20 protein-coding genes are annotated in these 22,378 nt (G+C 62.2%); 14 read left to right on the forward strand and 6 right to left on the reverse strand.

Going from position 1 to position 22,378, the window contains the following annotated elements; translation table 11 throughout:
* Positions 1–64 precede the first annotated feature (64 nt).
* Genes H6X51_RS15165 through H6X51_RS15180 form a run of 4 tightly spaced genes read left to right on the forward strand, consistent with a single transcriptional unit; the run spans position 65 to position 3,570 of the window.
* A complete protein-coding gene (locus H6X51_RS15165; protein ID WP_185268309.1) occupies positions 65–688 on the forward strand; it encodes a paraquat-inducible protein A in 624 nt (207 codons plus the stop codon).
* Positions 685–1,302, forward strand: a complete 618-nt coding sequence (locus H6X51_RS15170) for a paraquat-inducible protein A (RefSeq protein WP_185268310.1) — start codon at positions 685–687, stop codon at positions 1,300–1,302. Before H6X51_RS15165 ends, H6X51_RS15170 begins: the two co-directional genes overlap by 4 nt.
* Positions 1,292–2,968 carry a PqiB family protein gene (locus H6X51_RS15175; RefSeq protein WP_185268311.1) on the forward strand — a complete coding sequence of 559 codons (1,677 nt, stop codon included), beginning with the start codon at positions 1,292–1,294 and terminating at the stop codon, positions 2,966–2,968. Before H6X51_RS15170 ends, H6X51_RS15175 begins: the two co-directional genes overlap by 11 nt.
* Positions 2,968–3,570, forward strand: coding sequence for a PqiC family protein (locus tag H6X51_RS15180; protein WP_185268312.1), 603 nt, complete (start codon positions 2,968–2,970; stop codon positions 3,568–3,570). The genes H6X51_RS15175 and H6X51_RS15180 overlap by 1 nt, the downstream gene beginning before the upstream one ends.
* 52 nt (positions 3,571–3,622) lie before the next feature.
* Here the strand turns inward: H6X51_RS15180 and H6X51_RS15185 are convergent, their stop codons facing one another.
* On the reverse strand, positions 3,623–3,970 hold the full coding sequence (locus H6X51_RS15185; protein ID WP_185268313.1) for a Rieske (2Fe-2S) protein: 348 nt from the start codon (positions 3,968–3,970) through the stop codon (positions 3,623–3,625).
* The gene (locus H6X51_RS15190; RefSeq protein WP_185268314.1) at positions 3,964–4,605 is read right to left on the reverse strand and encodes a TetR family transcriptional regulator; all 642 of its coding nucleotides are present in this window, start codon (positions 4,603–4,605) and stop codon (positions 3,964–3,966) included. The genes H6X51_RS15185 and H6X51_RS15190 overlap by 7 nt, the downstream gene beginning before the upstream one ends.
* 223 nt (positions 4,606–4,828) lie before the next feature.
* Here H6X51_RS15190 and H6X51_RS15195 point away from each other — a divergent pair, with 223 nt between their 5' ends.
* Genes H6X51_RS15195 through H6X51_RS15205 form a run of 3 tightly spaced genes read left to right on the forward strand, consistent with a single transcriptional unit; the run spans position 4,829 to position 10,539 of the window.
* Positions 4,829–5,971 (forward strand): efflux RND transporter periplasmic adaptor subunit, encoded by a 1,143-nt coding sequence (locus tag H6X51_RS15195; protein WP_185268315.1) that lies wholly within the window; start codon positions 4,829–4,831, stop codon positions 5,969–5,971.
* Positions 5,972–5,977: 6 nt separating this feature from the next.
* Positions 5,978–9,109 (forward strand): efflux RND transporter permease subunit, encoded by a 3,132-nt coding sequence (locus tag H6X51_RS15200; protein ID WP_185268316.1) that lies wholly within the window; start codon positions 5,978–5,980, stop codon positions 9,107–9,109.
* The gene (locus H6X51_RS15205) at positions 9,106–10,539 is read left to right on the forward strand and encodes an efflux transporter outer membrane subunit (RefSeq protein WP_185268317.1); all 1,434 of its coding nucleotides are present in this window, start codon (positions 9,106–9,108) and stop codon (positions 10,537–10,539) included. The genes H6X51_RS15200 and H6X51_RS15205 overlap by 4 nt, the downstream gene beginning before the upstream one ends.
* 210 nt (positions 10,540–10,749) lie before the next feature.
* On the opposite strand, the gene H6X51_RS15210 is transcribed toward H6X51_RS15205, so the two are convergent.
* The 3 genes from H6X51_RS15210 to H6X51_RS15220 form a co-directional block, all read right to left on the reverse strand.
* Positions 10,750–11,547, reverse strand: a complete 798-nt coding sequence (locus H6X51_RS15210) for a cyclic nucleotide-binding domain-containing protein (RefSeq protein WP_185268318.1) — start codon at positions 11,545–11,547, stop codon at positions 10,750–10,752.
* A gap of 108 nt (positions 11,548–11,655) precedes the next feature.
* The gene (locus H6X51_RS15215) at positions 11,656–11,922 is read right to left on the reverse strand and encodes a TfoX/Sxy family protein (protein WP_185268319.1); all 267 of its coding nucleotides are present in this window, start codon (positions 11,920–11,922) and stop codon (positions 11,656–11,658) included.
* Between the two features lie 181 nt (positions 11,923–12,103).
* Positions 12,104–13,648 (reverse strand): bifunctional aminoglycoside phosphotransferase/ATP-binding protein, encoded by a 1,545-nt coding sequence (locus H6X51_RS15220; protein ID WP_185268320.1) that lies wholly within the window; start codon positions 13,646–13,648, stop codon positions 12,104–12,106.
* A gap of 121 nt (positions 13,649–13,769) precedes the next feature.
* Between H6X51_RS15220 and mrcB the strand changes: the two genes are divergently transcribed.
* The 3 genes from mrcB to H6X51_RS15235 are packed head-to-tail and all read left to right on the forward strand — an operon-like array spanning position 13,770 to position 17,103.
* A complete protein-coding gene (gene mrcB, locus H6X51_RS15225) occupies positions 13,770–16,094 on the forward strand; it encodes a penicillin-binding protein 1B (RefSeq protein WP_185268321.1) in 2,325 nt (774 codons plus the stop codon).
* Between the two features lie 17 nt (positions 16,095–16,111).
* Positions 16,112–16,765, forward strand: coding sequence for a tetratricopeptide repeat protein (locus H6X51_RS15230; protein WP_185268322.1), 654 nt, complete (start codon positions 16,112–16,114; stop codon positions 16,763–16,765).
* A complete protein-coding gene (locus H6X51_RS15235; protein WP_185268323.1) occupies positions 16,765–17,103 on the forward strand; it encodes a YqcC family protein in 339 nt (112 codons plus the stop codon). Before H6X51_RS15230 ends, H6X51_RS15235 begins: the two co-directional genes overlap by 1 nt.
* On the opposite strand, the gene H6X51_RS15240 is transcribed toward H6X51_RS15235, so the two are convergent.
* Entirely contained in the window at positions 17,100–17,543 is a 444-nt protein-coding gene (locus H6X51_RS15240; protein WP_185268324.1) for a DUF4124 domain-containing protein, read from the reverse strand. The genes H6X51_RS15235 and H6X51_RS15240 overlap by 4 nt on opposite strands.
* A 430-nt stretch (positions 17,544–17,973) precedes the next feature.
* Here H6X51_RS15240 and H6X51_RS15245 point away from each other — a divergent pair, with 430 nt between their 5' ends.
* The 4 genes from H6X51_RS15245 (at position 17,974) to pssA (ending at position 22,226) form a co-directional block, all read left to right on the forward strand.
* Entirely contained in the window at positions 17,974–19,698 is a 1,725-nt protein-coding gene (locus H6X51_RS15245) for an acetolactate synthase 3 large subunit (RefSeq protein ID WP_185268325.1), read from the forward strand.
* Positions 19,699–19,700: 2 nt separating this feature from the next.
* Positions 19,701–20,192, forward strand: a complete 492-nt coding sequence (ilvN, locus tag H6X51_RS15250) for an acetolactate synthase small subunit (RefSeq protein WP_185268326.1) — start codon at positions 19,701–19,703, stop codon at positions 20,190–20,192.
* 47 nt (positions 20,193–20,239) lie between these two features.
* A complete protein-coding gene (gene ilvC / locus H6X51_RS15255; protein WP_185268327.1) occupies positions 20,240–21,256 on the forward strand; it encodes a ketol-acid reductoisomerase in 1,017 nt (338 codons plus the stop codon).
* A 127-nt stretch (positions 21,257–21,383) separates the two neighbouring features.
* On the forward strand, positions 21,384–22,226 hold the full coding sequence (gene pssA / locus H6X51_RS15260) for a CDP-diacylglycerol--serine O-phosphatidyltransferase (RefSeq protein ID WP_185268328.1): 843 nt from the start codon (positions 21,384–21,386) through the stop codon (positions 22,224–22,226).
* Positions 22,227–22,378: the final 152 nt, after the last annotated feature.

The following is a 22,378-nucleotide window of genomic DNA, read 5'->3' on the forward strand; positions in this document are numbered from 1 at the left end:
AGATTGCGACGCTGCGCTAACAGTCTCTAAGACGTGCTGTTCTTGAGCGCCCGCAGGAGTAGTCATGGCAGAGGCAGAGGCAAGTCGAGCACCGCTGGTCATTTGCGAACATTGTGATTCGGTCTATCAACGCCCTGTGTTGGCCCGCAAGCAGACGGCCCACTGCCAGCGGTGCGGCGCCTTGCTGGCGCGGGGGAGACGTTTGAGTACCGACCAGTTGCTGGCGCTGACCATGGCCGCGGCCATTGTATTCCTGTTTGCCAATACCTTTCCCATCATGGGCATCAGCATGCAGGGGCTGAGTAACGAAGCGACCTTGTGGCAAACCGTCGAGGCACTGGCGCAGGGACGTATCACCCTGATCGCGCTGGTGACCGGTCTGAGCATTATCTTCGCGCCAGCGCTGCAGATCATTCTGCTGGCCTGGGTGCTGGTCCATGCCCGAGCCGGACGGGTGGCGCCGGGGTTTCGCGCCTGCATGCGTGCGCTGGAGCACCTGCGGCCGTGGAGCATGCTGGAGGTCTGCCTGCTCGGTATTCTGGTGGCTATCATCAAGCTGGCAGGCATGCTTGAGGTGCATCCGGGGATCGGGCTGTGGGCCATGTCCATGCTCACGGTGCTGATCATCCTGATCGGCGGCCGTGATGTGCGCGGGCTGTGGGACGAACTGGGAGTAGGGCGTCCATGAGTGCGCCGCCCTATGCCGGTGAACTCGGCCTGCAGCTGTGCCACACCTGTGACAAGGTCTGCCTCCTCGATACGCACGAGTGTCCACGCTGCTGGTCTGTGCTGCACCCGCGCAAGCCGAACAGTCTGGTTCGCACCTGGGCGCTGTTGATCGGTGCGTTGATTCTCTATCTGCCGGCCAACCTGCTGCCGGTGATGTATACCGACATGCTCGGCAACGGCAGCGAAAGTACCATTCTCAGTGGCGTCATCGAGTTCTGGCGGGGTGGCTCCTGGGATATCGCCGTGCTGATCTTCATCGCCAGTGTGGTGGTGCCCTGCATAAAATTTTTTGTATTGGGGCTGCTGCTGGTCACTGTCCAGCGCCGCAGCCGTTGGGCCATGCCGGAGCGTTCGCGGCTATACCGTTTCATTGAAATCATCGGTTACTGGTCGATGCTTGATGTACTGGTGGTCGCTCTGGTGGCGGCGCTGGTGCAATTTCGTGCATTGAGCACCATAGAGCCGCGGCTGGGCATTCTGTTCTTTGGCCTGGTGGTGGTGCTGACGATGATGGCCGCCATGAGCTTCGATCCTCGATTGATTTGGGATGCAGAGAAAAACGATGTCAGATAACCCGTATGACCCCGCCTCCACCCGTACCGGTGAGCCGGATATCAGGCAGCGCCGGGTGCGCATTTCACTGGTGTGGCTGGTGCCTATCGTTGCCGCGTTGGTGGGATTGTCCATGGTGGTGCAGAACTGGCTGTCCGCCGGCCCACAGATCACGGTAAGCTTTCTGACGGCAGAGGGGCTTGAGGCCAACAAGACCCAGGTCAAGTACAAGAACGTGGTCATTGGTCGCGTTACCGGCATCACGCTCAGCGAGGATCGCACCCGGGTGATTGCCAATATCGAGCTGGATCAGGGTAGCGAGGCCTTTACCCGCGAAGATGCCCAGTTCTGGGTGGTGCGCCCGCGCATTGGTGCCAGTGGTGTGTCCGGAGTCGATACCCTGCTGTCCGGCTCGTTCATCGGCGCGGACCCGGGGGACGCACAGGGCACCCAGCGTGAGTTCATCGGCCTGGAAGAGCCGCCGCCGGTGACCTTCGGTGTGGAAGGCAAGCGCTTTACCCTGCGCACCAGCGACCTCGGCTCGCTGGGTGTGGGGTCGCCCATCTACTACCGCCGCATTCCGGTAGGCCAGGTGGTCTCCTATGCCCTGAGCGATGATGGCAAGGGCGTGGTGGTGCAGATATTCGTCAATGCGCCCTACGATGACTTCGTGACCAGCGACACGCGCTTCTGGAACGCCAGTGGCGTGGATGTCTCGCTCGCCGCTGATGGCTTCAAGGTCAATACCCAGTCGCTGTCGGCGATTCTGGCTGGCGGTATTGCCTTTCGCGCGCCCAACTACAGTCCTGATCCCGAACCAGCCGCCGAGGGCCGTGCGTTTCAGCTGTTCAACGATATGAGTCAGGCGATGGCGCCCGATGATGGGCCGGCGCGTTTCGTGCAGATGCGTTTCGACCAGACTCTGCGCGGGCTCAATGTCGATGCGCCGGTGGAGTTTCTTGGCGTGCCGATTGGACATGTGGTGGCGGTCGACCTCGACTATGACGAGCAGAGCAAGAGTTTTCCGGTGGTGGTGGGTGCGCTTATCTACCCCAACCGGCTCGGTGGCGCGCAGGACAAGCTGCTGGCGCAGATCGACGGCGACGGTGAGGAGCGCAATGCGCAGTTGATGCAGGTGTTCGTCGAGCGCGGGCTGCGGGCCCAGGCGCGTACCGGCAATCTGTTGACTGGCCAGTTGTACATATCACTGGATTTCGATCGCCGTGCCCCCGCCGTGGTGTTTGATGCGCACGCTCGACCGCTGATGATCCCCACCATTCCCGGCAGCTTCGACAAGTTGCAGGAGCAACTGCAGGCGGTGGTGGACAAGCTCAGCAAACTGCCTATCGACTCGCTGGCCAACAACCTCGACGGTAGCCTGAACGAGCTGCGCAAGACCATGGAGCAGGTCAATGGCAGTGTGCTGCCGCAACTGCAAAGCACCCTGGAGCGCTCGGAGCAGACCCTGCAGAACGCCAACCGGGCCATGGCCGATGGCTCGCCCCAGCGCCAGCAGTTGACCGATACCCTGGAGGAGATGCAGCGTGCTGTACGTTCCGTACGGGTGCTGTCGGACTATCTGGGGCGCCATCCCGAATCCCTGATCCGGGGTCGTGGCAACGATGCCGCGCCGCCGAGCTTCAAGGGCGGTGCGACCTCGCGTGAACTCAATACGGAGCTTCAATAATGACCCTGCGTTCCCATCTGCTGATTCTGGGCTGTCTTCTGTTGAGTGCCTGCAGTTCAACGCCCATGCGCTACCACACGCTGATTCCGACCCAGCCGACCGCCGCCGGCGGCGCGCAGGCTGACTTCCAGTTGCAGTTGATGCCGGTGCGCATCCCTGTGCAGGTCGACCAACCGGGACTGGTGGTACGCGAGAGTGACGGACGCCTGGCGATTCTGGATAACGTCCTCTGGGCTTCGCCGCCGGCGGATGAGTTCCATGACGCGCTGGCCTTCGCGCTGGAACATCGCCTCGGTGTGCGTGATCTGGCGGGCCTGCCGGGCAATGCGGTGCAGCCGGTGGTGATCGTGCGTACCGATGTGCGCCGTTTTGACTCCCTGCCCGGCATGCATGCGGCGCTGGATGTGGTCTGGAGTCTGGAACTTGGCAATCATCAGCCGCCACGCCCGGCGCTGACCTGTGCCAGCGTCATTAGCCAGCCGGCGACGGTGGAGGTTGATAGCCTGGTACTGGCCCATCAGCGCGCGATTGACCAGTTGGCGGAGAAGATCGCCAGTACCGCGCGGCAGTGGGTTGGCAGCGGTGCCACGGTGTGCCCGTGATGAACCCCTTTGCTACTGGCAAATGAAACGGGAGCAGCCCCTGGATGAAGGACTACTGGTCTGAATCCAGCCACACCTGCCCGGCCTCGATGTGGCTGGCAACTGGGGTCAGGCTGGCGCCGCTGCAGGGGCCGGCCACGCACTCGCCGGACTCGGGCAGAAACAGCGCACCATGGCTGGCGCATTGGATCAGTTTTCCGGAGCTGTCGAGAAACTGGTCGGCTACCCATTCCAGCGGGATGCCACGGTGCGGGCAGCGATTCTCGTAGACGAACACCTGGGACCCCTGGCGCACGGCGAACAATTGTCGGCCCTGTACCACGAAACCCTTGCTGCCCGGATCGTCCAGGGCAGCAAGGCGGCATAGCGGCAGGGGATGGTTATCAGTTGGCGCTAGCATGCCGGCAGTAGCAACGCGGGGCTGTGGCGCATGATATCGATGATCCCGCTGGCCAGACGGTCGGCCTGCTCGGCCAGGGAAAAGTCTTCCGGGCGCAACAACCAGGTATCCAGGGTGCCAATGATGTAGGCATGCAGGGAACGGGCAGCCATGGACACATCCAGCTGTTCCGGTAGCTGCCCCTTGCTGATGGCGTTGCGCAGGGTGCTTTCCAGCTTCTGCAGCGATTGCAGGCGCAGCAGGCGCATATGTTCACGCAGATCACACATCTGGTCGGTATATTCACACTTATGAATTATGATCTCGTTGATGCGCCGCGCGGATGGGTCGCATTCGACCTGGCGAAAGACTTCCGCCAGCAGGGCATGCAGGCGCCCGAGTGGGTCGGGCTCATCACTGCTGCGACTGGCTTCCTCCAGGTGCTGCACCGGCGTCTTGGCTCGCAGCAGCAGGGCATCGAGCACTTCGCCCTTGTTCTCGAAATGCCAATAGATGGCGCCCCGCGTCACCCCGGCGGTCTTGGCGATATCCGCCAGGGAAGTCTGCGAAACGCCTTTTTTGAAAAAACACATCTCCGCTGCGTCGATGATCTGCGCACGGGTTTCCAAGGCTGCCTGTTTGGTGCGTCTGGCCATGTAGCTCTCTGGTTGTTGTAAGGCCATCTCGACAAGGGAGGCCGGCTGCAAGAAAGGGCGGTGAGGGTTGAAGAATGACTGCTGAATAAATGTTAGCCAATGTGAAAACAACTTACAAACATTCGTGAATGTAAGTATTATTGCATGTCTCGAATGAGCCGTTTCCTGTTTTTGTCACGTTTCTTTTTGCTGATCCACTGCATTCCCAAGAGGTGCTTCGCCCATGTCAGTCAAGCCAGCCCGCGCTGCCCTGATTCCCCTGTTTGCCATGATGGCTCTGCTCAGCGCCTGCTCCGAGCCGGATTCTACCGATGCCGACACCGCCGAGGTGCCACAGGTTGGGGTGGTGACCATTGATGCCGAGCACTTCCTGATGACCTCCGAACTGCCAGGGCGCACCAAGGCCTATCGCGTGGCTGAGGTCCGACCCCAGGTCAATGGCATCATCCAGAAGCGTCTGTTCGAGGAAGGCAGTGAGGTCAAGGCCGGCCAGCAGCTGTATCAGATCGATGCTGCGGTCTATGAGGCGGCTTTGAAGAGTGCTGAAGCCACTCGCCTGTCCACAGGCACCCTGGCCGAGCGCTATGAAGTGCTGGTCAAGGATCGTGCGGTCAGCCAGCAGGCCTACGATGAGGCGCGGGCGGCCAGGCTGCAGGCGGATGCGGCGCTGGAACGAGCCAGGATCGACCTGCGCTACACCAGCGTGGCTGCGCCGATTTCCGGGCAGATCGGCCGTTCCGCGGTGACCGAGGGCGCGCTGGTCAGCAACGGCCAGGCTCAGGCACTGGCGACCATCCAGCAACTGGACCCGATCTACGTCGATGTGACCCAGCCCTCGCGCGATCTGCTGGCGCTGCGCCGCGACCTGAACAGTGGGCGACTGGAGCGGGCGGGTGACAACGCCGCCAAGGCGATACTGCGGCTGGAGGACGGCTCCGAGTACGAACATGAGGGCCGTCTGGAGTTCTCCGAAGTCTCGGTCGACTCGAGCACCGGTTCGGTGACCCTGCGGGCGGTCTTCCCCAACCCCGACCGCCTGCTGCTGCCGGGCATGTTCGTGCATGCACAGCTGGTCGCCGGGGCCCGGAGCGATGCCATCCTCGCGCCGCAGCAGGGTGTGACGCGCAATCCGCGTGGTCAGGCGGTGGCGATGCTGGTGAACGCCGAGAACAAGGTCGAGCAACGCATCATCAAGACCGAGCGCACCGTGGGTAACCGCTGGCTGATCAGCGAAGGGCTCAACGTGGGTGACCAGTTGATCACCGAAGGCCTGCACATGGTGCAGCCGGGCATGCTCGTGGAGCCGGTACCGGCAGCCAATGTCGACACTGCTGGCGCCGTCAATACAGTCGAACAGGAAGGATAATCCCGCATGCCACGCTATTTCATCGACCGCCCGATCTTTGCCTGGGTGCTGGCGATCCTGGTCATGCTGATGGGCGGCCTGGCGATCGTCGGGCTGCCGGTCAACCAGTACCCGAGCATCGCGCCGCCAGCGGTCAATATCGCCGTCAACTATCCGGGGGCCTCGGCGCAGACCGTGCAGGATACCGTTGCCCAGGTCATCGAACAGCAGTTGAACGGTATCGACGGGCTGCGCTATATCAAGTCGGAGAGCGGTTCCGATGGCAGCATGCGCATCACCGTCACCTTCGACCAGGGCGTCGATCCGGATATCGCCCAGGTACAGGTGCAGAACAAGCTGCAGCTGGCCACGCCGATGCTGCCGCAGGAAGTGCAGCAGCAGGGTATTCGGGTGACCAAGGCCTCGGCCAACTTCCTGATGGTCGTCGGCCTGATCTCGGCTGATGGCAGCATGAACAATGAGGACCTGTCCGACTTCATCATCTCCACCGTGCAGGACCCGATTTCCCGGACCAGTGGTGTGGGTGACTTCCAGGTGTTCGGTTCCGCCTACTCCATGCGCATCTGGCTCGATCCGGCGCAGCTGAACAAGTTCCAGCTGACACCGGTGGATGTGCGCAACGCCATCGCTGCCCAGAACGTCCAGGTTTCCGGTGGTCAGCTGGGTGGCGCACCGGCGGTGCCGGGCCAGCAGCTCAACGCCACCATCATCGGCAAGACCCGCTTCGAGACACCGGAGCAGTTCAGCAATATTCTGCTGAAGGTCAACAACGATGGTTCCCAGGTGCGTCTGGCGGATGTCGCCCGGGTCGAGCTGGGTGCGCAGAACTCCGCGTTCCGTGCGCTGTACAACGGCCAGCCGGCCACCGGTATGGCGATCCAGCTGGCTACCGGTGCGAATGCGCTGGAAACCACCAAGGCGGTCAAGCAGACCATTGCCGATCTGCAGCCCTTCTTCCCCCAGGGGGTGGAGGTGGTCTATCCGTTCGAGACCGCGCCGGTGGTATCGGAATCCATCTCCGGCGTAGTACATACGCTGATGGAAGCCATCGTGCTGGTGTTCCTGGTGATGTACCTGTTCCTGCAGAACTTCCGCGCCACGCTGATTCCGACGCTGGCGGTACCTGTGGTATTGCTGGGTACCTTCGGCGTGCTGTCGATGTTCGGCTTCAGCATCAATATCCTGACCATGTTCGCCATGGTGCTGGCCATCGGTCTGCTGGTGGATGACGCCATCGTGGTGGTGGAGAACGTCGAACGGGTCATGGCCGAGGAGGGGCTGTCGCCGGTCGAGGCGACCCGCAAGTCCATGGACCAGATCCAAGGGGCGCTGATCGGTATCGGTCTGGTGCTGTCGGCGGTATTCGTACCCATGGCCTTCTTCGGTGGCTCCACCGGGGTCATCTACCGGCAGTTCGCCATTACCATCGCCTCGGCGATGACGCTCTCGGTACTGGTGGCGCTGATCTTCACTCCGGCGCTGTGCGCGACCATCCTCAAGCCGATTCCCAAGGGACACAATCACGAGAAACGTGGTTTCTTCGGCTGGTTCAACCGTACCTTCGAGCGTGGTGTACACCGCTATGAAAAAGGGGTCGCCGCTGTGCTCAAGCGCAAGGCACCCTACTTGCTGCTGTATGTGGTGATCGTCGGGGCCATGGCCATGCTGTTCACCAAGCTGCCCAGCTCGTTCCTGCCGGACGAGGACCAGGGGGTGATGTTCGTCCAGGTCCTGGGACCGGCCGGCTCGACCATGGAGCGTACGCAGAAGACCGTGGATGCGATGCGTGAACACCTGCTCACCGAGGAAGGCGATCTGGTGCAGTCGGTGTTCACCGTGACCGGCTTCAGTTTCGCCGGGCGTGGCCAGAATGCCGCCATCGCCTTCGTCGGCCTCAAGCCCTGGGATGAGCGCCCGGGTGCCGACATGAGCGTGTTTGCGCTGGCCGAGCGGGCGCAGGAACACTTTTCCCATTTCCGGGACGCGGCGGTGATGGCCTTCGCGCCGCCGGCGGTGATGGCGCTGGGCAACGCCACCGGCTTCAACTTCTTCCTGCAGGACAACGCTGGACTGGGGCATGAAGCGTTGATGCAGGCCCGTAATCAGCTGCTCGGGCTGGCCGCGCAGAGCGATATGCTGACGGCGGTACGCCCCAATGGCCTGAACGACGAGCCGCAGTACAAATTGCTGATCAATGATGAAAAGGCCCAGGTGCTGGGTGTGTCGCTCAGCGACGTCAACAGCACCCAGTCCATCGCCTGGGGTTCGAGCTACGTCAACGACTTCATCGATCGTGGCCGGGTGAAACGGGTATACATGCAGGCCGAGGCCGATGCACGGATGAACCCCGAGGACATGGACAAGTGGTTCGTGCGCAACAACCAGGGGGAGATGGTGCCGTTCAGTGCCTTCGCCTCCGGTGAGTGGATCTATGGCCCGCCCAAGCTGGCTCGCTACAACGGTGTGCTGGCCATGGAAATCCAGGGCGAGGCGGCACCGGGCTACAGTACCGGCGACGCCATGGCGGAAATCGAACGCCTGGCCCAGCAGCTGCCGCCCGGTATCGGCGTGGACTGGACCGGTCTGTCCTACGAGGAACGCCTGTCCGGCGACCAGGCACCGGCACTCTATGCCTTGTCGCTGCTGGTGGTGTTCCTCTGTCTGGCAGCACTGTATGAAAGCTGGTCGATCCCGTTCGCGGTGATGCTGGTGGTGCCGCTCGGGGTGATCGGTGCGCTGCTGGCGACCATGGGGCGTGGGCTGTCCAATGACGTGTTCTTCCAGGTGGGGCTGTTGACCACCATCGGCCTGACGGCGAAGAACGCCATTCTGATCGTGGAGTTCGCCAAGGATCTGCACGAGCAGGGCATGTCGCTGTTCGATGCCGCGGTGGAAGCCTGCCGTATGCGTCTGCGTCCGATCGTGATGACATCGCTGGCATTCACTCTGGGTGTGGTGCCCCTGGCGATTGCCAGTGGCGCCGGAGCAGGCAGCTCGCATGCCATCGGCACCGGGGTGATCGGCGGCATGCTCACAGCCACGGTGCTGGTGATTTTCTGGGTACCGTTGTTCTATGTAGTGGTGTCTTCGCTGTTTTCGCGCAAGGTCACCTATACCGATGAGGAGAAAGCACAGTGAAGCGTTCGTTGATGTGTCTGGCTGTGCTGGGGGTGCTGAGCGGCTGCTCGATGATCCCCGGGTATGAGCGCCCCGCTTCGCCGGTGGCCGATGTATGGCCCTCGGGCGAGGCCTACGGAACGCAGAACTCGCAGACCCAGCCGATGGACCTGAGCTGGCGCGAGTTCTTCAAGGACCAGTCGCTGCAACGGTTGATCGAAGTGGCGCTGGACAACAACCGTGACCTGCGGGTTGCCGCATTGAACGTCGAAGCCTACCGCGCCTTGTACGGTATCCAGCAGTCGGCGCTGTTTCCCGAGCTGTCGGCCGATGGCAGTGGCACCCGCACGCGCACGCCGGAGACGTTGAGCCAGACCGGTGAGGCGGTCACCAGCAGCCAGTACAGTGCGACCCTGGGCGTGTCCTGGGAGCTGGATCTGTTCGGCCGCCTGGGCAGCCTCAGCGAGCAGGCGTTGCAGGAGTACCTGGCCAGCGAGGCGACGCAACGCAGCGTGCAAGTCAGCCTGATCGCCAGCGTGGCTACCAGCTATCTGACCTGGCAGGCCGATCGCGAGCTGCTGGCGGTCACCGAGCAGACCCTGGAGGCCTACCAGGACAGCCTGAGGCTGGTGCAACGCAGCTACGACGTCGGGGTGGCGTCCACGCTGGAGCTGACCCAGGCGCGCACGGCGGTGGAAACCGCACGGGCAGCACTGGCGCAATACCGCCGGCTGGTGGCGCAGGACCGCAACGCGCTGACGCAACTGCTGGGACAGAACATCCCGCTGGATGAGATCGATATCGGCGGTGTGGACATGGATCTGCTGGCCGAACTGCCGGTCGGCCTGCCCTCCGAGTTGCTGTTCAAGCGGCCCGACATCATCGCTGCGGAGCACCAGCTGCGGGCGGCCAACGCCAGCATCGGGGCGGCGCGGGCGGCATTCTTTCCGAGCATCCGGCTGACCGGCGCCGCCGGCAGTGCCAGTAGCGATCTGTCGGATCTGTTCGACAGCGGTTCCGGCTACTGGAGCTTCATGCCGAGCATCAGTGTGCCGATCTTCAATGCCGGCCGTCTGCGGGCGAACCTGGACTATACGGAAATCTCCCGCGACATCCGCGTGGCCCAGTACGAGCAGTCGATCCAGGATGCCTTCCGCGATGTGGCCGATGGTCTGGCTGCGCATGAAACCTACGCCCAGCAGGTGCAGGCACAGCGCGACCTGCTGGAGGTCAGCGAGCGTTATTACGCCGTGGCCGAGCAGCGCTACCGCACCGGCGTGGACAGTCACCTGACCCTGCTCGATGCGCAGCGGCAACTACTGACCGCGCAACAGCAACTGGTGAATGACCGGCGCAACCAGCTGGTCAGCGAGGTTAATCTGTTCAAGGCGCTGGGGGGCGGTTGGCAGGTAGGGAATACGGCGGCGGCTTCGGCGGTTCCGGAAGCCTGATAGTCGGGTCGTGTCAGCCTGGCTGGCGCGGCCCATCCTGGATGGCATGCCACAAAAAAAAGGGCCCGCTCAGAGAGCGGGCCTAAATCCGTGATTAGCCTGATGAGGAGATAACCGTCCGTCTTGCGACATTCCGTTATCAAAGCCATCTCGCGATGACTTGTAGCTAATAATAATCGTTATCATTTGCATGTCAAGCACAATTGCAAATTAATTTATTGCCAGCTGCTTGTAGTGGGTCAGTTCCTTGTTCATCAGGTCGATTCGGCGGGCCATGCTTTCGATCAGGCTGTGGGCGATTCGCGGGTTGCTCTGCATCAGTGCAAGAAACTGTTCCTTGGGAATCATCATCACTGTGGTCGGTACGCTGGCGATGACCGTGGCGGAGCGTTTTTCCCGGGTGAACAGGGCCATCGCACCGAAAATCTCATCCTTCTGTACATCACCGACCTTGATCCCGCCGACGAAAGCCTCGGCATGCCCTTCGGTGATGATGAACACATGACCGGCATCATCACCCTGGCGGATCAGCTCCGCCCCCGGTGCGAAATGCTGGAAGCCGGTCACCGGGCGCACTTCGACCGGCTTGCTGCGTGCCAGAGCGTCGGACATCAGCGCGGCCTGGCCGAGAATGTATTGGGTGAATTGCTCCTGGCGGTCGTTGCTGGCATGGATATGCCGGAACAGGGACTCGCGGTCGTAGGGCACCAGGACCAGCGGCTCCTCACTCATGTAGACGCAGGGCGCGGTATTCAAACCCTGGCGCAAGCCGATGAGATCGCCTTCCTGCATATAGAACAGTGGCTTGTCATCGATCAGTGCATGCAGCAGGCCGCTCTTGAGCAGATACAGGTTGCGATTGCCGATCAGGCTGTAGAGATCATCCACCGCCTGCAGGCTGATCGGCGCAGCACAGGGCTCGAGTCCGGCAAGCAGCTGTTCGGGTATGCGTTGCAGGGTATTGATCAGCTTTTCCGCATAGGGGGGCTGGTCGCCGATGAGATACATGCTGAATTCCTTTTTCCTTGGCTGTCGATACCATACTGCAATTGCTTTCGCTCCCGCCAATGGAAAAGCGCGCAGGTGTTGGCAAAATTGCACTCTCGTCAACAACTCCTACTGCTGCTGGTGTTCCTCCAGTTGTTGCAGCAGCTGTTGCTTGTAGGTGGGGTCCAACTGGTTCCAGTGAATGTCCTGCAGGGCGCCGGCGATGGCGAACAACAGGGTCTTGGAGGCGCGGAAGCCGCGCGAACGCACCGCGCAATAGGCGGCGACGGGGCCGCGTCGGCGCAGTTCTTCGGCGCTGTGTATACCGGTAGCGCGCAGCCACTGGACCGAGGTCTTGCCGAGATTGCGCAGGCTGAGGAGTTCGCTGTCGGACATGCTTACCCCGCTGCCTGAGTGGGCGGGCGGCGATCATGGCGTGCCATGAACCGGCAAGGTGGGGCACCGACCGAGACGGTCGGGAGGTAATCGATTCTTGGCATGGCTCGGGCTTCTTTTTATTGGTTCCCGAAAACCAGTGTAGTTGCCGCCGGCTGATCCGTACAGCCGGCGGCCCGGCTCACAGTCGCTGGCGCAGTTGCTCGGTGACCCGGTCGATATTGTCGCGCTGCTCGGTGGCCACGCTCAGGGTGATCTGCTGCTCCTGCTCATCCAGCGGCTCGAGTTGCTCAAGCTGATGGCGAACCACGTGGATATCGGCATCGGAGGGGTCGCCGCCCTTGCGCTGGCGCTCGTTCAACCAGATTTCGATGGTGTCCAGCGGTGCCTGGCAGTGCAGGATCAGGCAGGGGACACCCTGGTCCTCGATGGCCTGGCGCACCAACTGGCGCTGGGCGCGCTGCAGGTGGGTGGCATCGACCACCACCGGATAGCCGGCGGCGAGGATCTGCGCCGCCAGCTCGGCCAGGCGGGCATAGGTCTGCTGGCTTTGCTCGGGGGTATACAGGCCCTGGTCCAGCACGCCGACCTGCTGCTGCCCGAACAGGCGCTTGCGCTCGATATCGGAGCGCACACGGATCATGCCCAGGCGCGATACCAGCTGGATGCTCAAGGTGCTCTTGCCGGAGCCGGATACGCCATGGGTTAGCAGGCCGAAGCGTCGGGGTATACTGGTGTAGCTTTCGGCCAGGGCAATATAGCCATGGTAGCGGGCAAGCACCTGGTTGCGTTGCTGCTCGCTATCGGCGTGGCCCAGGCCCAGCAGGGCTACCTTGGCGCGCACCATGGCACGGTACGCCTTGTAATAATTCAGCACGCCAAGGCCGGCATAATCCCCGGTATGCTCCAGCCAGGCATTGACGAAACGCTGGGACAGGTCCGACAGGCCGCGGTCCTCCAGATCCATGGCCATGAAGGCGACATCGCTCATGACGTCGGTCCAGCGGAAGGCGTCATTGAACTCTATGCAGTCAAACAGGGTCACTTGTCCGTCAATCAGCGTGACGTTGTCCAGATAGGTGTCGCCATGGCATTCGCGAATCAGCCCGTCGGCTTTGCGTTGTGCCAGTTGGGGAATCAGCCGTTGAAAGGTAGTATGCGCCCATTGTTCCAGCTCATCGAGTTGTGCGAGGTCGGCCGGGTCGCTCAGCAGCGGGCGGATCTGCTCGAAGTTCTGGGCTACCGGGGCATGCACCTGCTCGGGCTGGCCCCAGATGGAGTCCGGCGCCGCCTGTTCGATGCGCTGGTGAAAGCCGGCGAGGGTGGCGGCCAGCGAGTCGATGTGCTCGGCGGTCAGGGTGCCGTCACGCTGCATGTTGCCAAGCAGGTCCTGCTGGCGGAATTGCCGGGTCTTGACCATGTATTCGATGATCGGGCCATCACCATCCAGGTTGGGCGCGCTGTCGCTGCCGTGGATGGCGACCACGCCCAGGTACAGGTCGGGTGCCAGGCGCCGGTTCAGGCGCACTTCCTCGGCACAGTAGTGCGCCCGCTGCTCGAGGCTGGAGTAGTCGAGAAAACCGAAGTTGACCGGTTTCTTGATCTTGTAAACGAAGTCGCCGGTGAGGATGACCCAGGAAATATGGGTTTCCATCAGCGTAAAGCCGCTGACCGGGTGGTCATACAAGGCCGGGTTTTGCAGGGCGTTCAGCAGTGTCTGGCTCACGTCGGATCCTGTGGTGGGCTGGCAATCCGGGCATTATGAAGGCTGGCCGCAGTGAGGCCAACCGTTGTCACACCCGCCAGAGCGGGTGTCGCTTCCCGAAATATGGGGTAATCAGGGGATTATGGGTAGAAAACGCAGTAAACGGGCAGCCCGCAAGGTCGGGTTCTGGCGGCGCTGGTCAGGCCTGCTGTGGAAGCTGGCCCTGGTCGGGCTGGTCCTGCTGGCGGCGCTGACCATCTATCTGGATGCGGTGGTGCAGGAGAAGTTTTCCGGCAAGCGCTGGGCGGTGCCGGCCAAGGTGTTCGCCCGGCCGCTGGAGCTGTATGCCGGACAGAAGCTCAGTCGTGATGATTTCGTTACCGAGTTGTCGGCGCTGGGCTATCGTTCGGTGAACGCCATCAGCCAGCCCGGCCAGATGTCGGCGGCCAGCAATCGGGTGGATGTGTACACCCGTGGCTTCCAGTCCTTCGAGGGCTCGGAGCCGGCGCAGCGCATCAGCGTCCGCTTCAATGGCCAGCAGGTGTCCGGCCTGTCGGGCAGCGGTGACGTGGTCATGGCGCGGCTGGAGCCGCTGATGATCGGTGGTATCTACCCTGCGCACAACGAGGACCGCATCCTGGTACGTCTGGACCAGGCGCCGGCGTACCTGGTGGAAGCGCTGGTGGCGGTCGAAGACCGCGAGTACTTCCAGCATTTCGGCGTGTCGCCCAAGGGCATCGCCCGGGCCGCCTATGTCAACCTGGTCGCCGGCGGTGTGGTGCAGGGCGGCAGTACCCTGACCCAGCAGTTGGTGAAGAACTTCTATCTCAACAGCGACCGCAGCCTGCTGCGCAAGGGCACCGAAGCGATCATGGCGGTGTTGCTGGAACTGCACTATTCCAAGGAAGAGATTCTGGAAGCCTACCTGAACGAGGTATTCCTCGGTCAGGACGGCCGCCGTGCGGTGCATGGCTTTGGCCTGGCCAGCCAGTACTATTTCGCCCAGCCGCTGCATGAGCTGGAGCTGCACCAGGTGGCAATGCTGGTGGGCATGGTCAAGGGGCCGTCGCTGTACAACCCGCGGCGCCAGCCCGAACGGGTGAAGAAGCGTCGCGACCTGGTGATCCAGATGCTCGAGGAGCAGGGCGTCATCAGCAGCGAGCAGGCGCAGGCGGCGATCGAGCGGCCGCTGGATGTCACGGTGCGCGGCAGCATGGCCGATACCAGCTATCCCGCGTTCATGGACCTGATCAAGCGCCAGCTGCGCGAGGACTACCAGGATGAGGACCTGACCAGCGAAGGCCTGCGGATCTTCACCAGCTTCGATCCGCTGCTGCAGCTGAAGGCCGAGAAGGCGGTGGAAACCGCGTTCAAGCGCCTGGGCGAGCGCGCCGGCAGCGAAATGGAGGCCGCCATGGTGGTCACCGGCGCGCAGACCGGTGAGGTGCTGGCGCTGGTCGGTGGGCGCAACCCGCGGTTCTCCGGCTTCAACCGCGCGCTGGATGCGGCGCGGCCAATCGGCTCGCTGGTCAAGCCAGCGGTGTTCCTGACGGCGCTGGAGCAACCACAGCGTTACTCGCTGATCACCCCGGTGGATGACTCGCCAATCACCCTGCCGGCCGAGCGCGGCAAGACCTGGTCGCCACAGAACTACAGCCGCGAAAGCCACGGCCTGGTGCCGTTGCATGAGGCGCTGTCGCGCTCCTACAACCAGGCGACGGTACGCCTGGGGGTGGATATTGGGGTCGACAAGGTATTGAACACCGTCGAGCGCATGGGCGTGCGGCATCGCTGGCCGACCTATCCGGCGATGCTGCTGGGCTCGGGGGCGATGACGCCGCTGCAGGTAACCGACATGTATCAGACCCTGGCCAGCGGTGGCTTCAATACACCCCTGCGAGCGATCCGCAACGTGCTGACGGCCGATGGCGAGCAACTGCGCCGCTATCCCTTCGAGATCGAGCAGCGCTTTGACTCGGCTACCATCTTCCTGATGCAGGAAGGTCTGAGCCGGGTGATGGCGGAAGGGACCGGGCGCTCGGCCTATAATCAGGTACCATCGAGCATTCGCCTGGCGGGCAAGACCGGTACCACCAACGATCTGCGCGACAGCTGGTTTGCCGGTTTCTCCGATGATCTGCTGGCGGTGGCCTGGTTGGGGCGTGATGATAATGGCCAGACGCGCCTGACCGGAGCGACGGGCGCGTTGCAGGTGTGGAGCGCGTTCATGGCGCAGGCGCATCCGCGTAGTCTGTCGGAGGTGCCGCCGGAAGGTATCGTCTATGCCTGGGTCGACCGGCTGACCGGTGAGGGCAGCGATGCCAGCTGTCCGGACACCGTGCAGGTGCCCTTCCGTGAGGGCTACCAGCCGCTGCCGGGACCGGGCTGTCGACCGCTGATCGATGTCGAACCGGTGAAGGAAGGTGCCGGTCGAGTGATGGACGTCATCCGTGGATGGCTGCAATGAACATGAGGAACAAGGCGATGGATACTAAGCGAATTGGCCTGCTGGCCGGCTGCATCATGGTACTGGCGGGCTGTGCCGGTTCGGGCGGCGCCATACCGGTCGTGGATTCAGGGCGTCCGGTCTCCAATGAGGACATGCAGACCGGCGCCGGCATGTCGGCGCCGACGCCGACGCAGGCCCAGACGCAGCAGCCGGACGATGGCGGAGTGGTGGTGCTGGTGCCGGATGGTGAGGGCGGCTCCAGCGCGGTTGAATCCTATCCGCTGGACAGTGCGCCGGTCAGCAGCCAGCCATCGACCCAGACGCCGACGTCCGGCGGCAGTAGCAGTCTGCAGGACGATGAGCAGCTGGACGGGCCGGTGCTAGCGTTGCTGACCTCGGCACGCCAGCAGGAGAGCAGTGGTGACCTGAACAGTGCCTCGGCCAGTCTGGAACGGGCGCTGCGCATCGCCCCGCGCGAGCCGCAGGTGCTTTACCGGTTGGCCCAGGTGCGGCTGGAGCAGGGTGATGCTGCCCAGGCCGAACAACTGGCGCGTCGCGGGCTGTCCTACGCCGCGGGCCGCCCCGCATTGCAGGCCGGACTCTGGGGGCTGGTGGCCGATGCGCGGGAGCGCCAGGGTGATGCCGAGGGCGCGGCGCAGGCCCGTCAGCGGGCCAGGGTGTCGCTGTAATGCGCTGTTGGCACGGGCTGGCTGATGCATTGCTGGAACTGGAGCGCGAGTTGCGGGCGCTGGAGTTGTGGTCGGCGCAGGCCCCTGCGCCCGCCGCGCTGGCCAGCAGTGAACCTTTCTGTGTGGATACCCTGGCCTTCGAGCTGTGGCTGCAATGGGTATTCCTGCCGCGCATGGCGCAGATCATCGAGAGCGATGGCCTGGTCCCGCCAGGTTGCCATATCCAGCCGATGGGCGAGGAGGCCTTCGCCCATCTCGGCCGGCGCGGTCATGGCCTGCTGGCGACGCTCGGGCGGATCGACCGGCAGGCCGCAAAGCTGGCGTCGGCTGCCCCCTAACTTCCCTGGCAGTAGCCCTGTATATCCTCTCGCGTCGTGCTGATCAGCCGCTGACGCTCATCCTCCCCGATACGTTCGACTTCGCCGGCCGCGTTGGTGCGGCGCAGTCGTGGGTTGTCGAGCAGGGTCTGCAATTGCTCGCGTAGCGTCTGGCAGGTGGCAGCGCGCTGTTCGGCCTCGGACCGTGCCGTGCGGCGCTGCTCAGCGACGGCTTGGCGTTCCGCTTCGGCCTGCTCGGCCTCGATCGGCGCGGCGGGGGTGCGCAACTGGCCGCCGGGTGGTGGCGCGGCCTTGATGTCGATCGAGCGGTACTGGCTGTCGGCTGGTGGCAACTGGCCGTACTGCACCCTGCCGCGCTCGTCGGTCCATTGGTAGATCGGTTGCGCCAGGCTGGCGCAGCTCAGCAGGCTCAGCGTCAGTGCGGTGAATAGCTTTCGCATGGTGTCTTCATCCCTGTTGCGTGCATCTCATTACCGGCCTGGCTACTATAGCCGTTTGCCGGGTGAGCGGTACACGGCTGCGACAGATGTGTGAAACGTTAGGCTTTTGTCTTACGTGGCTTGACTTGTCGGTCTCGAGTGTAAACAATTCGGGGTTCTCATGAGCATGCTGTGATCGGTGCCTACTCGGCCGCCGGGGCAGTCTGCTTTGTTGCTCAATCCGGGAGGCGACAACCGCTTTCTCCCGGCCTGGCCCCGCACGCGCTACCTCGCGCTGGGTGAGGCTGCTACCGCCATCTGCGGGGCATGCTTCCATTGCACGCAGTCAAGCTGTTGCATGACAACCACCGTTGCCAATGCACTGCCGAGCAGTAAACAGGTATCCTGCCGCTCGCCTTGGGGTGAACGGCATGCTAGAGGTGATTCAAAAGTGGAACTTTTATCCGGCGCTGAGATGGTCGTCCGCTCCTTGCGTGACGAGGGTGTAAAATTTATCTACGGGTACCCCGGTGGTGCCCTGCTGCATGTATACGATGCGATTTTCCGCCAGGATGATGTAACCCATGTGTTGGTGCGCCACGAACAGGCCGCCGCCCACATGGCTGACGGTTATGCGCGTGCCACCGGCAAGCCCGGTGTGGTACTGGTGACCTCCGGTCCCGGCGCGACCAACACCATCACCGGTATCGCCACCGCGTACATGGACTCCATTCCCATGGTGGTCATTTCCGGCCAGGTGGCCAGCCACATGGTCGGTACCGATGCCTTCCAGGAAACCGACATGGTCGGTATTTCCCGTCCGATCGTGAAGCACAGCTTCATCGTCAAGGACCCGCGCGAAATTCCGGAAATCGTCAAGAAGGCCTTCTACCTGGCCCAGACCGGTCGTCCCGGCCCGGTGGTCATCGATATTCCCAAGGACATGACCAATCCGGCGGAGAAGTTCGAGTACAGCTACCCGAAGAAGGTCAAGCTGCGCTCCTACAATCCCGCGGTACGTGGTCATTCCGGGCAGATCCGCAAGGCGCTGGAGCTGCTGGTCGAGGCCCGTCGCCCGATCATCTACTCCGGTGGCGGGGTCATCATGGGCGGCGCAGCCAAACAGCTGACCGAACTGGGCAAGGAACTGGGCGTGCCGGTCACCAATACCCTGATGGGCTTGGGCGGCTTCCCCGGTACCGATCGCCAGTTCGTCGGCATGCTCGGCATGCACGGCAGCTATACCGCCAACGTGGCGATGCACCATGCCGATGTGGTCATGTGCGTCGGTGCGCGCTTCGATGACCGCGTCATCAATGGCGCGACCAAGTTCTGCCCGAACGCCAGGATCATTCATATCGACATCGACCCGGCGTCGATCTCGAAAACCATCAAGGCCGACATTCCGATCGTCGGTCCGGTCGACAGCGTGCTGACCGAGATGCTGGCCATCGCCCGTGAGCACAAGCTGCGTCCGAACGCCGATGTGCTGGCTGCCTGGTGGAAGCAGATCGATGAGTGGCGTGGCGATGGCAAGCTGTTCCCCTATGACCAGGGCGACGGTTCCATCATCAAGCCGCAGCGCGTCATCGAGACCCTGTGGGAAGTGACCAAGGGTGATGCCTACGTGACCTCGGATGTCGGTCAGCATCAGATGTTCGCTGCCCAGTACTATCCGTTCGACAAGCCCAATCGCTGGGTCAACTCCGGTGGCCTGGGCACCATGGGCTTCGGCTTGCCGGCGGCCATGGGCATCCAGCTGCACCATCCGGATGCGGCGGTCGCCTGTGTTACCGGCGAAGGCAGTATCCAGATGAATATCCAGGAGCTGTCGACCTGCCTGCAGTACGATCTGCCGGTGAAGATCATCACCCTGAACAACCAGGCCCTGGGCATGGTGCGTCAGTGGCAGGACATGCAGTACAACAGTCGCTACTCGCACTCCTACATGGAGTCGCTGCCCGACTTCATCAAGCTCACCGAGTCCTACGGTCACGTCGGCATGCGTGTCGAGAAGCCGGAAGACCTCAAGTCGGCCATGGAGGAGGCGTTTGCCCAGACCAAGCGCCTGGTGTTCATGGATATCCGCGTGGACAACACCGAGCACGTCTACCCGATGCAGATCGCCGGTGGCTCGATGCGTGACATGTGGCTGAGCAAGACGGAGCGTACCTGATCATGAGACATATCATTTCCGTACTGCTGGAAAACGAGCCCGGTGCATTGTCCCGTGTCGTCGGGTTGTTCTCCCAGCGTAACTACAACATCGAAACCCTGACCGTGGCGGCTACCGAAGACCCGACCCTGTCGCGTCTGACGCTGACCACCATCGGCCAGGAAGATGTCATCGAGCAGATCACCAAGAACCTCAACAAGCTGATCGAGGTGGTGAAGCTGGTCAATCTGTCCGAAGGCGCACATATCGAGCGTGAGCTGATGCTGGTCAAGATCAAGGCCACCGGCGCCCAGCGTGCCGAGGTCAAGCGGACCACCGATATCTTCCGCGGCCAGATTGTCGATGTGACCAGTAGTGTGTATACCGTCCAGCTCACAGGTACATCTGATAAGCTGGACAGCTTCATCGAAGCGGTTGGCCCGGCGACGGTACTGGAAGTCGTGCGCACCGGTGTGTCCGGTATCGCGCGCGGCGACAAGGTTCTGAGCATTTAAACAATTGAGCAGTGGTCCGGCGGGACCCGCATAGCAAGGGGATTTACATGCAAGTTTATTACGATAAAGACTGTGATCTGAGCATCATCCAGGGCAAGAAGGTCGCCATCATCGGTTACGGCTCCCAGGGCCATGCCCATGCCTGCAACCTGAAGGATTCCGGTGTCGACGTCACCGTGGGTCTGCGCCCGGGTTCGTCCTCCATCGCCAAGGCAGAAGCCCATGGTCTGAAAGTCTCTGACGTACCGGCTGCCGTTGCGGCTGCCGATGTAGTCATGATTCTGACTCCTGACGAGTTCCAGTCCCAGTTGTACCGTGACGAGATCGAGCCGAACCTGAAGCAGGGCGCCACTCTGGCCTTTGCCCACGGTTTCGCTGTCCACTACAACCAGGTCGTGCCGCGCAAGGACCTGGACGTGATCATGGTCGCGCCCAAGGCGCCGGGTCACACCGTACGCTCCGAGTTCGTCAAGGGCGGTGGTATTCCTGACCTGATCGCGATCTTCCAGGACGCTTCCGGCAATGCCAAGAACGTCGCCCTGTCCTACGCCAGCGGTGTGGGCGGTGGTCGTACCGGCATCATCGAAACCACCTTCAAGGACGAGACCGAAACCGACCTGTTCGGTGAGCAGGCGGTTCTCTGTGGTGGTGCGGTCGAGCTGGTCAAGGCCGGCTTCGAAGTACTGACCGAGGCTGGCTATGCGCCGGAAATGGCCTACTTCGAGTGCCTGCACGAGCTGAAGCTGATCGTCGACCTGATGTACGAAGGCGGCATCGCCAACATGAACTACTCGATCTCCAACAACGCGGAGTATGGCGAGTACGTGACTGGCCCCGAGGTGATCAACGACGAGTCCCGTGCTGCCATGCGCAATGCCCTGAAGCGCATCCAGTCCGGCGAATACGCCAAGATGTTCATCGCTGAAGGTGCGCACAACTACCCGTCGATGACTGCAGCGCGTCGCAACAACGCTGCCCATCCGATCGAGCAGGTTGGTGAGCAGCTGCGCGCCATGATGCCCTGGATCGCGTCCAACAAGATTGTGGACAAGTCCAAGAACTGATCGTGGTTCGATGACGAAAAACGCGGCCTCGGCCGCGTTTTTTTATGGCTGAGCGGTGAGCAGGACTGGTCATTTGCGGGTCAAGTTGCGACACTGCATCACTCGGCCCAGTGGTAAGGTTTAGCATATGAAAGACGATCCGCAGCACGATTCCAGTTTCGAGGGTGATGGCCCGCATAACCTCCTGCCCATCGATGAGCACATCGAGGAAGTCCCCGGGCCTGACGGCAGGAAGATTCGTCATCGCGGGATCTATCTGTTGCCCAACCTGTTCACCACGGCAGCACTGTTCTCCGGCTTCTACGCCATTGTCAGTGCCATGAACGGCAATTTCTCACATGCTGCCATCGCTATCTTCGTGGCCATGGTGCTCGATGGCCTGGATGGCCGTGTGGCGCGGCTGACCAATACCCAGAGTGCCTTCGGTGCCGAATATGACTCGCTGTCGGATATGGTCGCCTTCGGGGTGGCCCCGGCACTGGTGGCCTTTACCTGGGCACTGGCCGATATGGGCAAGGTCGGCTGGATCTTCGCTTTTATCTACGTGGCTGGTGCGGCCCTGCGCCTGGCGCGCTTCAATACCCATATAGGCTCTGCCGACAAGCGTTACTTTACCGGCCTGGCCAGCCCCTCCGCTGCAGGTCTGGTGGCGGGGATGGTCTGGGCGTTGAGTGATTTTGGTGTTGATGGCGGTGATATTTCGCTGCTGGTGGGCGTGCTGACCGCACTTGGCGGTTTGCTGATGGTCAGCAACGTACGCTATTACAGCTTCAAGGATCTGGACATGCGCGGCCGAGTGCCGTTCGTGGTGATCCTGCTGGTGGTGCTGGTGTTCGCGGTCATCTCCACTGATCCGTCACGTATTCTGTGGTTCATCTTCATCGCCTACAGTATCTCCGGCCCGCTGCAGGCGGTCTGGCGCTGGCATCGTCGGGACAAAGTGCCCAGCGATTCCGATAAAGTTGAATAAACTGCTTGACGGCAAAACTGTCGGGCCTATAATGCGCCCCTCGCTTGTCGCGTTGCGGTTTGAAAACCTCAATTCAATCAAGGGGTTATCCTGTTTTGCACGATGTGCTCAGGGTGATTTTCCAGTTGACAGACAAGCGAAACGGCGTAGAA

It is taken from the genome of Halopseudomonas xiamenensis, assembly GCF_014219065.1.
Lineage (GTDB): Bacteria > Pseudomonadota > Gammaproteobacteria > Pseudomonadales > Pseudomonadaceae > Halopseudomonas > Halopseudomonas xiamenensis.